12 protein-coding genes are annotated in these 13,338 nt (G+C 37.7%); 8 read left to right on the top strand and 4 right to left on the bottom strand.

Annotated features, from left to right (window positions below):
* The first annotated feature begins 68 nt into the window (after positions 1-68).
* The 3 genes from ASG38_RS03000 (at position 69) to ASG38_RS02990 (ending at position 5,811) form a co-directional block, all read left to right on the top strand.
* A complete protein-coding gene (locus ASG38_RS03000; RefSeq protein ID WP_056066988.1) occupies positions 69-2,219 on the top strand; it encodes a TonB-dependent siderophore receptor in 2,151 nt (716 codons plus the stop codon).
* Positions 2,220-2,231: 12 nt separating this feature from the next.
* Positions 2,232-3,644: an HmuY family protein gene (locus ASG38_RS02995; protein WP_056066984.1), complete on the top strand. Its 1,413-nt coding sequence runs from the start codon at positions 2,232-2,234 to the stop codon at positions 3,642-3,644.
* Positions 3,645-3,711: 67 nt separating this feature from the next.
* Positions 3,712-5,811, top strand: coding sequence for a T9SS type A sorting domain-containing protein (locus tag ASG38_RS02990; RefSeq protein ID WP_082482141.1), 2,100 nt, complete (start codon positions 3,712-3,714; stop codon positions 5,809-5,811).
* A 201-nt stretch (positions 5,812-6,012) separates the two neighbouring features.
* Here ASG38_RS02990 and ASG38_RS02985 read toward each other — a convergent pair whose 3' ends face one another.
* The 4 genes from ASG38_RS02985 to ASG38_RS02970 form a co-directional block, all read right to left on the bottom strand.
* Positions 6,013-7,050, bottom strand: a complete 1,038-nt coding sequence (locus ASG38_RS02985) for a hemin-degrading factor (RefSeq protein WP_056066978.1) — start codon at positions 7,048-7,050, stop codon at positions 6,013-6,015.
* 11 nt (positions 7,051-7,061) lie between these two features.
* Positions 7,062-7,838, bottom strand: coding sequence for a heme ABC transporter ATP-binding protein (locus ASG38_RS02980; RefSeq protein ID WP_056066975.1), 777 nt, complete (start codon positions 7,836-7,838; stop codon positions 7,062-7,064).
* A 1-nt stretch (position 7,839) separates the two neighbouring features.
* Positions 7,840-8,874, bottom strand: a complete 1,035-nt coding sequence (locus ASG38_RS02975; RefSeq protein WP_056066971.1) for an iron ABC transporter permease — start codon at positions 8,872-8,874, stop codon at positions 7,840-7,842.
* A 79-nt stretch (positions 8,875-8,953) separates the two neighbouring features.
* Positions 8,954-9,829: a hemin ABC transporter substrate-binding protein gene (locus ASG38_RS02970; protein ID WP_056066968.1), complete on the bottom strand. Its 876-nt coding sequence runs from the start codon at positions 9,827-9,829 to the stop codon at positions 8,954-8,956.
* 287 nt (positions 9,830-10,116) lie between these two features.
* On the opposite strand from ASG38_RS02970, the gene ASG38_RS02965 reads away from it, so the two are divergent.
* The 5 genes from ASG38_RS02965 to ASG38_RS02945 all read left to right on the top strand — a co-directional run bounded on the left by ASG38_RS02965 (position 10,117) and on the right by ASG38_RS02945 (position 13,272).
* Entirely contained in the window at positions 10,117-11,331 is a 1,215-nt protein-coding gene (locus ASG38_RS02965; protein WP_056066966.1) for an aminotransferase class V-fold PLP-dependent enzyme, read from the top strand.
* 14 nt (positions 11,332-11,345) lie between these two features.
* Entirely contained in the window at positions 11,346-11,783 is a 438-nt protein-coding gene (locus ASG38_RS02960) for a hypothetical protein (protein ID WP_157485992.1), read from the top strand.
* Between the two features lie 4 nt (positions 11,784-11,787).
* Positions 11,788-12,213: a SufE family protein gene (locus tag ASG38_RS02955; RefSeq protein WP_056066960.1), complete on the top strand. Its 426-nt coding sequence runs from the start codon at positions 11,788-11,790 to the stop codon at positions 12,211-12,213.
* Between the two features lie 103 nt (positions 12,214-12,316).
* Positions 12,317-12,640 (top strand): SUF system Fe-S cluster assembly protein, encoded by a 324-nt coding sequence (locus ASG38_RS02950; protein ID WP_056066957.1) that lies wholly within the window; start codon positions 12,317-12,319, stop codon positions 12,638-12,640.
* A gap of 128 nt (positions 12,641-12,768) precedes the next feature.
* Positions 12,769-13,272, top strand: a complete 504-nt coding sequence (locus ASG38_RS02945; RefSeq protein ID WP_056066952.1) for a DUF2480 family protein — start codon at positions 12,769-12,771, stop codon at positions 13,270-13,272.
* Positions 13,273-13,338: the final 66 nt, after the last annotated feature.

The raw sequence follows: 13,338 nt of genomic DNA, 5'->3' as shown, positions 1-13,338 counted from the left end.
AATAATTTGCATAAACCGGAAAGCCTCCCTAGATTTGCAATTTAGAATTAATCTAAAGATGAATTGTAATGCAGATTTATACTAAGGCTTATATTTCCTTATCTCTTTTTCTTTCTTTTAGTGCTTTTTCACAAGAAAAGTTTCAAGATACCACAAGCACCAGTCAACTTGAAGAAGTAGTTGTTACCGGTCAATTTGAGCCGCAATCTCTTAAAAAATCAGTCCATAACGTCAGGGTTATTACTAGGGAAGACATAAAGCGTCTTGCAGCTAACAATTTGGGAGATGTCTTGAACCAATACCTTAATATTTCTATTAGAACAAGTGGCAGTGACGGACGTTCTACTGTTTCAATGTTTGGTCTTGATGCACAGTATTTTAAAATTTTAGTAGATAATGTACCCTTGGTCAGCGATACAGGTTTAGGAACCAATATAGACCTTACTCAAGTAAATCTCGACGATATTGAGCAAATTGAAATCATCGAAGGTTCTATGGGTGTTACACATGGAGCCAATGCTGTAACGGGAATATTGAACATTATTACTAAAAAAAGTTCGAAGCACAAATGGGAGATTACAGCTACTGCCCAAGAAGAGACCGTATCCAATGAGTTTGCTTTTTTTGATAAAGGAAGACATATCCAGAATGCTAAAATTTCACACAACTTCAATGATAACTGGTTTGTTTCGGTTGGAGGAAGTAGAAATGATTTTGCTGGTTTTTTTGACAATAAAGAAGGTAAGGATTATATCCAAAATAATGGTAAGAGGGGGTATAGTTGGCTTCCTAAAGAACAATTAGTTGGTAATGGCTTGGTTGGATATACTAAAGGCGATTTCAGGATTTTCTATAAACTCGACTACTTTGGCGAAAATGTAGATTACTACAATCCGGTCGTAATTCCAATTGATAATTATCCTTTTCCTGAAACACATTTTTCCAATGACAGGAGATATATTTCCAACAGATATTACCATCACCTGAATTCTTATGGGAAATTATTTTCACAGTTGAATTATAATGTTTCAGTATCTCATCAAAAGCAAAACCGCGATATTGAGAAATTCAATTATCAATTGGAAAGTCAAAGTGAAACAAATAATGCCAGAGAAACCTACCAGTCAAAAGAAGTCATTTATTCAACGGGTGCTTTGAGCAATTTCTTTAAAGATAAAAGGGTAGATCTTCAATTGGGTTACGAGGCAGTAAACGAAAGAGGTTTTTATGATGCGACTGCCGGAATTTTTAAGGATGACCAACAGCAGGTAACGGATGTTAGAAAAAGATTGGAAAACTACGATATTTTTACTGCTGCAGAAATCCGATTTACGGAAAAATTCTCTGTGCGCCCAGGAATACGTTATTCTATCCAATCAAAGTTTGAAGATCAATATGCCAGTTCTTTGGGTTTGAGATATATTTTCCCTCACGGAATTGAAGCAAGAGGATCTTTAGGAAAGTCTTATAGAACCCCAAATTTTGATGAGTTATATACTTACTTCGTGGATTCTAATCATAATCTTCAGGGAAATGAAAACCTGATTCCAGAAACGAGTACATCGTACGAAGTAAGTGTAAAAAAGGCGACTTATTTTGATTCAGGTGCGCAACTTTCGAATAATCTCGCAGTTACTTACATGGATGTTGATGATAGAATAAGCTTGGTTTTGACACAAGTAACACCTTCACAAAGCTATAAATACATGAATATCGATAAGTATAAGATGTGGAATATTTCGTCAACACATCAGTTTGCATACAAAAACTGGAATGCAAAAGTAGGACTGGCTTTAGTGGGTATCTCACAAAAAATTGATCTGGCGGCCTTAAATGTGACGTCTGATGATAAATATTTGTATTCGTTACAGGTGAATTCTAATCTGTCTTATAATGTTCCAAAATGGAATACACTATTCTCGATTTATTACAAATTTAATGGGAAGCAGCAGCAGTATATATCGTCTACTGATACTGCAGGAAATGCTGAATTCATCTTGTCTGAGCTGGAATCTTATGGCTGGATGGATGCTTCAATCCGAAAATCTTTCTTCAAGAATCAATTTGAAGTTACGGTTGGTGCCCGAAATCTTCTGGATGTTACGAGTGTACAGCTTACACAAGGAACTACTGGCGTACACGTAGCAGGTTCAGACTTGCTATTAGGATATGGAAGATCTTATTTCTTAAAACTTACGTATAATCTCAATTTTAATTAATCTATAAACAATATGAAAAAAAATCTAGTTTTTATCCTTTCACTTGCAATGCTGGCTTTTACAGCATGTAATAGCGATGACGATAACGGATCATCATCATTCAGTACGTCGGTTGCTTTCGGTGTGCCATCTTTAAATTTGACGGAGGCAACAACGCCTGTACAAATTGTGTTTTCTAAGCCTACTACAGCGGCAGGTTCTCTGAATATTTCTTTTGTTACGACAGCTATTACTTATGGCACTGATTTCACTACAGCTCCAGCTGCTACAGGAACGACTTTGACAGTTCCTTACGCTGCTAATGTAAGTTCAGTTTCATTCAATTTTAATAAATTGACTAATACTGCTCCAACAGATGTGAAAAATGTAAAATTTACAATTATTGATGCTACAAATGCTTCTGTTTCTACAAACAATAGAATTCAACTTAACTTTAACGAAGCGGCTTCTTTAGGACAAGCAATGGCGGCAGAAGTTGGCGGACCAAATCAACCAAATCAGGTTTATATTGATTTGAGTAGTGGAGGTCATGCTACTGCACCAAGAACTTCTTGGGATCTTGGATTTTATGGAGGTACTGATTTTAGAGTGGCTATTAACGGTTCGTTGAAAATGGCAGCTAAACAATTGGAAACTACTAATATTGATGAAGTCCAGTCACCAGATGAGTCTATGATTATTTCTCAAGGACAAGGGGTTGCATCTCAAATTGACCACCCGGCCGGACTTATTACAGGAACAACGATTGCAGCAATTTCTGCTAATGATGCTGACAACAAGGTATATTTAATCAACATGGGAAGCAATCCTTCTGAAACAGCTCCTTCAACAGGTTCTGAAGGTTCGGCTTCTGGTACTTCAAGAGGTTGGAAAAAAGTAAGAATCCTTAGAAGCGGAACGGATTATAAAATTCAATATGCTGATATTGATGCAACAACTCACGAAGAAAAAATTATCTCTAAAAATTCAGCTTACAACTTTACATTCTTTAGTTTGGTTTCTAAGAATGTAGTAAATGTTGAGCCACAAAAAAACCAGTGGGATATTAACTTTACAACTTTCACTAATTTAGTAGGTGGTACAACTCCTTACTACTATCCAGATTTCGTAGTAACTAATCTAAAAGGAGGCGCAAGATCATACCAGGTTGTAAACACTGAAACTTTGAATTATGATACTTTCACGCTTGCGAATGTAGTGTCGGCTAACTTTACAGAAGATCAAAGAAATATTGGCTCTAACTGGAGAAGTACAAGTGTTACAGGTCCAGGAGGATTACCTGTTTCAGCATTCGTTTTAAAAACTGACCGTTTCTTCGTTATCAAAGATCCAGCTGGAAATATCTACAAATTGAAATTTACTGGAGGTGCAAATGCATCAGGAGAAAGAGGCTACCCTACTTTCCAATATGCTTTGCTACAATAGTTGACATATAGAATTTACTAACCGAGCCGATAGGCTCGGTTTTTTTATACATTTTAAACAAATATTTATGATGAAAAAATATCTTAATTTCTTTTTATTGAGCCTTTTATTGTTTTTTGCTTCTCTTAGTTATGGGCAAACCTATACTGTGACGATGAGTAATGTTTATGTCAATAATCAATGGGTTAATCAGGGAAGTGCTATTAGCTTTGGAGCTAATGACATTATTACGGTGAAGCTTTCTGTTGATGTTTATAGCAGTACGGGAAATTCAGGAACACTGAACGTATATTATCAAAGAGGCTCTTCTTATGAGCCTATTGTTCCTTCTGGTGGTTATGGAGGAACAATTACGGGTTCGGGATCTCGTAATTTTACAATTGAATTAAATGGAGCCCAATTTGATGCTTCAGGAGGATTTATTTTTGCCCAATTTGCTGTTTCAGGACATAATGGGGCTGTGCCAAGAAGCTCAAATTGGCCAGTAATTAAGCCAGGAGCCCCTCCAATTTCTAACAATAGTATTGTTGGCACTCAAACAAAATTTTATGGCCTAAGCGCAACAATTACAGGAACTACTCCTTCAGGTGGGAATGGTAGTTATTTCTATCAATGGCAAAAAAATACAACAGGAAGTTGGTCAAATATTGTTGGAGCTCATGAACAGAATTATATAACAGAATTATTGACGCAGACAACTCAATTTAGAAGAATAGTAATGTCCAACGGAACCTCTGATCATACTAGTGGAGCTGTTGTGGTAACAATAGTAAATTCACTACCAATAACAAATAATTCAATTTCTGGGAATCAGACAATTAATGAAGGGAATACTGCATCTTTTATAACAGGAACGAGTCCTTCCGGTGGTAGCGGACCTGAAAGTTATAGATATGTATGGCAAAAAAAATCAGGAAATAGTACATGGACCATCATACCTAATGCTTCAAGTCAAAACTATTCACCTGGGACTCCATTTGTTACTACACACTATAGAAGAATTGTGAAATCTGGTAATGCTGTGGATATTACCAGCAATGAAGTAACAATAACGGTTATTCCTGCCCCACCAATCCAAAATAATACAATTGTTTTAAATAATGGTACGATAAATGGAAGCCAACCAACAGGAGGGATAGGTGTTTACAATTATTCCTGGATATTATGGGGAGGAGAAGAGCCATATACTTTCCCAAATACTGAACAAAATTTGGTTATAACTGCAGATATATATAATTATTTAACCGCATATCCAAATTTGTTTATAGTAAGAACTGTAACTTCGGGTAGCCAAATTTCTGGCAGCAATAGCATCGTAATACTTCCTCTTCCGGCAATACAAAACAATGTAATTTCTCTTAATGGATCATTGGTTACAGGAAGCCAGCCAACAGGTGGTAATGGTGATTATAAGTATACATGGAATTTGGTGGGTGGTGAAGAACCTTATGTGTTTCCCGAAACAAGTCAAAACCTAGTTCTTTCCGCATCTGTATTCCAATATCTGGAAATGTATCCAAATTTATTTATATCTAGAACCGTAAATTCTGGAAATAAGATTTCTTATAGTAACAATGTAACCTTAGTTGCTTTGCCGCAAATACAAAATAATACAATTTCGGCGAATGGACTCCAAATTATTGGGAGTCAGCCAACAGGCGGTGATAATACATATCAATATTCTTGGTTTATATCGAGTCCCGAAGATCCAATATTTTTTCCTGATACAACAAGAGACTTAGATCTTAACCCTTATTCGAATGCTATCCGCATATTACAAACCTACCCGACGGCGGTTTTATATAGATTAGTGAAATCTGCTAATAGAAGTTCATATAGTAATAGTTTAAGTTTTTACAGTGGTAGACAAAGACAAAAAGAAATGTCCTTTGCGCAAGGAAATGAAAACTTTGATTCCGAACCTAAAGTCTACCCAAACCCAACAACAAAAAGAGTAAATTTTGAAACCGGTTTAGCTAAAACTACAACAGTCGAAATTACAGCTACGAATGAATTGGGAATCAACATTGTTATTTTTAAAGGGGATGTAAATCTAGGACAAGTAATCGAGTGGAACATCCCGTCAAATTATCCTAAAGGATTGTATTTCTATAAAATCCTTTCAGGAAAAGAAGAAATCAAAACAGGAAAAATACTGTATCAGTAATTTCAATTTATATTGTTTTAAAAACGAGCCACTGGCTCGTTTTTTTGTTTTTTAAACGAAAAAAAGACCTGAATGGCAAAATAGCCAATTCCAAACACTTTCGTTCATTAGAGCAAATAAAAACGGCTGATTTTATCCCATAAAAAAACCTGCCATCTGAAACAGATGGCAGGCCGGATAAAATATATTAAACTAAGTAACCTACAAAGCAGCTACCAGATCTTTCCATTCTTTTAATTCAGGAATACCTGGTTTTCTTTTTCCGAAAAACTGAACGATGATATCACCCATTTCGTTGAATACTTCAATAGCGGTAACTTCACCATCTTCTGTTGGTTTTCTTACAATCCATGTCTGGGCAATTTTAGACATATCCAGGTGCAAATTGAAATCTGGGTCCATTACGTTGAACCAGTCACCATGCCACATTGTTTTTCTTACCAAACCTGTGTGGATTTGAATGTTTCCTCTGTTTCCTGTAAACACCATGATTGGCAGTTTGCTTTCAGCAGCGCCTTCAAGCATTTTTACGATTACATCTTTTTCTACTTTTTTAGCGAAGTTTTCGTTTGGAGCCAAACGCAATGCCTGTGTTCTTGTTACTCCAAATTTGCGAAGCATACCAAAGAACTCGTGTGTGTCTTTCAGGTTTTCCCAAGCCGTTTGGAAACCGGCAACATCAATATCAGCATCTGCTTTTTCATCAATGTTTAGAGGCACTTCAATTGCAGATTCTTCCGCTGCCTGGTCGTCAGACTTGTATTTAGCAACCAATTCGTCAAAAGCAGCTTCGTTGCTGTCTTTTGTCAGATAAATTTTGTGTATAGCCAGGCCATCCTTTCCAAAGAACTGAAGGCTTTTTCTGTCTCCGTGTTCTGATTTCTCTTCTACAGCAAAAGCTTTAGCCCAATGTCCTAAAAAGATACGCAAATCGATATCTTCACCTACAAACAGTCCTGCATGCGGAGAGCTGAAATCAGGGTTAAGATAAATTCCTTTTCTTTCGTGAACACACTCTTCGTTGCGTGTCAAAGCCATTACTTTTCCTAGTTTTTCAACGTCAGTCAGTATTGCAGCAAATTCCGGACGAAGCCTTGTTACGGTTTCTCCTACTTGTGTAGCCAGCAATTCTGCCTCGCTTACGCCTAGTTTTTCAGCAGCATTGCGGATTCTTAAATTTGGGTTTTCAGCTTTTAGCTTATCCCATTGTGACTTCAGGTTGTTTGTTAATGTATCCATCTGTGTAACTATTATGTTCCAAAAATTATTAAAGGGTTTTGATTTACCGGATTAAGGCAAATCGTGCAAGGAAAATTATACACCTTGCTTATGATTTCTTTTGTAAAGACTTTTTCAGGTTTGTCATGGCTTACGATTTTTCCTTTTTTCAAAAGAAGTACCTGATCTGCAAATTGTGCTGCCAGGTTCAAATCGTGTAATACGACTACGGCCGTATTGCCCAGTTCTGTAAAGTTTTTGATTGTATGTAATATTCTGTGCTGGTGTAGCACATCAAGATTATTGAGAGGCTCATCCAGAAACACGAGCTTATGGGCAATATTATTTTCCAGTTGAGCAAGTACTCTGGCCAGATGAACGCGCTGTCTTTCACCGCCTGAGAGAGTATTATAATCTCTGTCTTTCATTGAAAGAACGTCGGTTTCTTCCATTGATTTCGTTACGGCATCCAAATCGGTTTGGTGAGGTACGGAGTTGAAATACGGATAGCGCCCCATCATCACTACATCGGTTACGGTCAAAGGAATGTCATTGCTGTTCTGCTGTGAAAATTTTGCCTTATGCAGCGGAAGCTCTTTTTGGTCCCATTCCTCAAAGGTTTTTTTCTTGAACATGATAGGCTCATCGCCATGTTTCATTTCATTAGCCAACATGCTCAGGAGTGTTGATTTTCCGGCACCATTTGGTCCTACTATGACAAGCAATTCGCCATAATTTACAGAAACGTCGATGTTTTCCAGAATGGAAAACTTTTTATGTGCATATGATATCTTACAAGCTTCTAACATATTACATCGATTTTTTACTGCGAATTAAAATAGCGATAAAGATTGGCGCTCCCATAAACGCGGTCAGTATTCCAATTGGGATTTCTGAAGGTGCGGCAATGGTTCTGCTTATCGTGTCAGCTGTAAGCAATAAAATACTTCCAAAAATGGCCGACATTGGCAGGATGATATGATAATTCGACTTAAAAATTAATCTCAAAATATAAGGAACAATCAGACCTACAAAGCCGATGTTTCCTGAAAAAGCGACACAGGTTCCAACCAGCAAAGCAGTCAGGATGATGATTCTCTTTTTGATTTTTTCAACCGGAATTCCCAAATGTTGGGCATCTCTTTCACCAAGCATCATGGCATTTAGCGCTTTTCCTTTGGTAATCAGCAGAGAAAAAGCGATAATAATTACGACCGCCAGGATGGCATTTTTGGTCCAGGTAGCACCGCCCAGACTTCCCAAATTCCAGAATGTCAGGTCCCTGAGTTCTTCTTCTTTCGAAAGATAAATCAGGAAACCTGTGGTGGCAAATGCCATTGCGGTTATTGCTACTCCTGAAAGAAGCATAACAACTACATTGGTTTTTCCATTGGAGGTTGAAATCCTGTAAACGATGGTCATGGTCAACAAGGCGCCTAAAAATGCGGCTATACTCAACATCGAGAAGTGAAATACTTCAGGAATATAAGGTTTGATATGGCTTCCGAGAACAATTGAAATCGCTCCGAAAAGTATCGCTCCGGATGTAATTCCAATAAGGTCCGGTGATGCCAAAGGGTTTTTGAACATTCCCTGAAGGCAGGTTCCTGAAACTGACAATGCACTTCCAATCAGGATTGCCATTACAATTCGCGGCAATCTCAAATCCATCAGGACAAATTTGTCACTTTCCGGAATGGAATTGTCATTGTTGATAAGGGCCTTAAAAATCTCAAAGAACGAATGCTTTTCAAATTCGTAAACTCCCATATATAAGGCTGCCGTTGCCAAAATCAATAACAACAGCAGACTTAAAACTATATATAGCGGTAATTTATTTTGCATTATAATTAATTCTTCCCCTATGGGATTGGCGGCATTTTATTTCCTGTCCGTTTTGGCGACAGGTTTAAAGGCTTTTAGTTTATTTTGTTGCTTTAATCAATTCCGCATTCAATGCTGCGGCTCCTTCGCCAACACGAGGTCCGAAACCGGAAATCAGGGCGCCATCCAAAGCAATAATCTTTTTGTTTTTCCCGGCATTTGTTTTTTCAACACCTTGAATTTTAAGCAATCCGTCAACACCACCAAGGCTTTGTAAACCTGTTGTAAACAATAAGATTACATCCGGATTTCCTTTGATTAAAGATTCCGGAGTTAAAGGTTTGAAGTCATCAAATTCAGTAACGGCATTTTGTCCGCCAGCCAAAGCAATAGTCTTCTCAACAGGAGTGTTTTTTCCGGCAACCATTAAAGTTCCGGCACCTCTGGCATAGATAAACAATACTTTTGGAGCCTTCGCGATAGGCTGTACTTTTGCCAAATCAGCATCGATTTTGTCTGTCAGGGCTTTGAAGTCTGTGTTTTTGATAATCCCGGCAACATCCGCGATTAATTTTTTTGTTCCTTCCGGAGAAAAATCCTGCGTCAGGATATGAGCTTCAATTCCTGCCGCTTTGATTTTTTCTGCCAGTTCAGGACTCATGTCTTTATCAGTTCCTATGATTACTGTTGGTTTCAAAGCAACAATTGATTCAATCGTAATGGAGCGAACGTGGCCCAGGTCTTTGGCAGTTGTTTTAACTGTTTCAGGATAAGTTGAGGTTACATCAACACCCACTATTTCTTTCTCATGACCCAAAGCAGCAATAATTTCAGTTACGGCTCCGTTTAATGAGACAATTTTTAGGGCTTCGGTTTTTTCAACCGGAGTTTCTTCTTTCTTAGTTTCTTCTTCTTTTTTACATGAAGCGACTGCTAATGAAACAATTGCAAGGACAAGGACACTTATTTTTTTCATTGTAGTTGAGTTTGTTATTTTAAATAAATCTAAATTAACGGCAAAACTATAACTATTTTTGAAGCCTTGAAAGTAAAAAATCTTAAAAGTTTCCTTAAATTACTGTAAAGCTATATTTTGTGAGTCCCTCAGGGGAATTTATCAGGCAGAAAATGGACTTATGTTCCTGTTTTACGGCTTATTGGCAATAGTTTTTATATGAATCTGTGACGAAATTTTAATTCTATCTTAATTCTTACCGTATTAAATAAACATACCGTAAATTTGCATCTATTTCCAGATATAAAATGTTAGATATACAATCCATTCGAGCCGAATTTCCGATACTTTCCCAGAAAGTGAACGGCAAGCCGTTGGTTTATTTTGATAATGCGGCGACATCGCAAAAACCTAAAGTGGTTATTGATGCCATTACTGCTTATTATGAAGAAATCAATGCCAATATTCATCGCGGGGTGCATAAGCTAAGCCAGTTGGCAACCGACGCTTATGAGATTTCCCGTAGCAAAATACAGCACCATATTAATGCCAGGCACAACCATGAAGTGATTTTTACTTCCGGAACTACGTACGGTATTAATTTGGTTTCTAATGGATTTGCTGCTATTTTGAAAGCAGGTGATGAGGTGATGGTATCTAACCTTGAACATCATTCGAATATAGTGCCATGGCAAATGCTGTGCGAACGTACCGGAGCAAAGCTGACGGTAATTCCTATGAACAATCAGGGAGAATTGGTTTTGGAAGAATTTGAGAAATTGCTTTCGGAAAAGACAAAGATTGTGGCGGTTAACCATATTTCAAATGCTTTGGGAACCATTAATCCGATAAAAGAAATCATCGAAAAAGCGCATAAAGCAGGAGCTGCTGTATTGATTGATGGAGCCCAGGCGGCACCCCATATCAAGCCGGATGTGCAGGAGTTGGATTGTGATTTTTATGTTTTTTCCGGACATAAAATTTGTGGGCCAACAGGCAGCGGTATTTTATACGGAAAAGAAGCCTGGCTTAACAAACTGCCTCCTTATCAGGGAGGTGGCGAAATGATTAAGGAAGTAACATTTGAAAAAACGACTTATGCAGAGTTGCCACATAAGTTTGAAGCCGGAACGCCTAATATTGAGGGCGGAATTGTTCTTGGAACAGCAATTGATTATCTGAATTCTATAGGATTTGATAACATAGCGGCATATGAACACGAACTTTTGGAATATGGTACTCAACGTTTGCTCGAAATAGAAGGATTGAAAATTTACGGGACTTCCAAAAACAAGACTTCTGTAATTTCATTTAACATTGAAGATATCCATCCATATGATATCGGAGCTATTGTCGACAAACTGGGGATTGCAGTTAGAACTGGACATCACTGCGCTCAGCCTATCATGAGCTTTTTCAATATTCCGGGAACCGTAAGGGCTTCTTTTGCATTTTACAATACCAAGGAAGAAATCGATGCTTTGGTTGAGGCTGTCAAAAAGGCCAAAACCATGTTGTCTTAAAAAAATAATAGCGTATGAAAATCTTATCTGTATTTGTAATGGTATTGGTTCTGGCAAAAGGCTGTAACAGTTCAGAACTGCGAAAAGAGAGTGAAAACATTTCTTTTGAATATGAGGCTACAACCCGTGGCAACTATCGTAAAATAATAGCCAGGCAGGATACTATCTTTACCATAAAAAGCAGAAACGGGGAAGCTGTTGAAAAAAAACTTTCACGAAGCGATTGGAACAGCATGCTGGACCTGCTTGCTAAAGTGGACAGGACGAATATTCAAAACCTGAAAGCGCCTTCAGAAAAGCGATTTTATGACGGAGCTATGATTGCAGGATTAACCGTAATTTATAAGCAGGACACTTACAGGAGCGCTTCGTTTGATCACGGAAATCCACCCAAAGAAATAAAAAAACTGGTTGAAAAAATCATTTCGGCTTCAGACCTGAACAAAGAATAAGACAATGACAATTCAAGAAATACAAGAAGAAATTAAGGACGAATTCTCTATGTTTGATGAGGAGAATTGGGATGAAAGATACCAATATGTAATCGATATGGGCAAAACGCTGCCATTGATTGATGAGCAGTACAGAACCGACGATAATATCATCAAAGGTTGCCAGTCAAAAGTCTGGTTGCATGCAGAACAACGCGATGGTCAAATTGTTTTTACGGCAGACAGCGATGCTATTCTGACCAAAGGAATTATTGCCATACTAATTCGTACTTTTTCAGGCCAGAAAGCTTCCGATATTCTGGATGCAGATACTAAGTTTATTGACGAAATAGGACTAAAAGAACATTTGTCGCCAACCCGGGCCAACGGATTGGTGTCAATGATCAAGCAAATTAAAATGTATGCGCTGGCTTTTCAGTCAGCTTCTTAAATATAATAAGGACAGCCGGGTCCATAATTGAACCGCAAGCCGTTACTGGCTTCTTATTACTGCAAATCTTCGGCAGATTTGTTGACGAAAAATTATTTTAGACATGGAACAGGAAATAGACACAAATCAACTTGGCGAGGATATCGTCAAAATATTAAAGACCATTTACGATCCGGAAATACCGGTTGACATTTATGAGCTAGGGCTTATTTATGATGTAATGGTCAATACGGATTATGAAGTTAAAATATTAATGACCCTGACTTCTCCAAACTGCCCTGTGGCAGAAAGTCTTCCGAAAGAAGTAGAAGAAAAAATCAACAAGATTGATAACGTAAAAGCAACCGAAGTCGAAATCACGTTTGATCCGCCCTGGAGTAAAGATTTGATGAGCGAAGAAGCTAAATTAGAACTAGGAATGCTGTAGATTAGTTGAGAGTGGATAGTGGATAGTTTAGAGTTGGGCTTGTCATTATATAAATGCACTATCCACTAAAAATTATCCACTATCCATTACTCACTATCCACTAAAAATTATCCACTATCAACTAAATTATGGGTGAGATTGTAAATAAAGTAGCAAACAGCGCATTAGAAGTATTTGATCTGGAAGATTATTATCCAAAAGGAGAGCGTGTGGAGTTAGACATTTCACAATGGCTTTTGGAAGGTTTTCTCTTGCGTGAAAAAGATTTTCGTGAACAGCTGAAACAATACGACTGGTCGCAATATGCAGATAAGTATGTTGCTGTTTATTGCAGTACGGATGCCATTATTCCGGGATGGGCTTTTATTCTTGTAACTGTCTACCTGACTCCTTTTGCGAAAAAAGTAGCTAATGGCAGGTTGGAAGATTTGGAAAATTCTCTGTATGAAGAAATTCTGCCCACATTAGATTACACTAAATACGAAGGAAAACCGGTCATCATCAAAGGATGTTCCCGAAAGCCCGTGCCAACGGGAGCCTATCTGTTGGCAGCGCAAAAACTCCAGCCTTTTGCCAGAAGTATTATGTATGGTGAGGCCTGCTCAGCGGTGCCTTTGTATAAGAAAAAGTAACTTTTTTAGTACTTTTCCTGCTTTAAAAAAGCTGTATTTAATACCTTTGTTAAAAAACAGGAAAGA

The organism is Flavobacterium sp. Leaf359 (genome assembly GCF_001423985.1).
GTDB classification, from domain to species: domain Bacteria; phylum Bacteroidota; class Bacteroidia; order Flavobacteriales; family Flavobacteriaceae; genus Flavobacterium; species Flavobacterium lindanitolerans.
The sequence above is the reverse complement of the archived record's forward strand: the minus strand, read 5'-3'. Positions and strand labels throughout refer to the sequence as shown.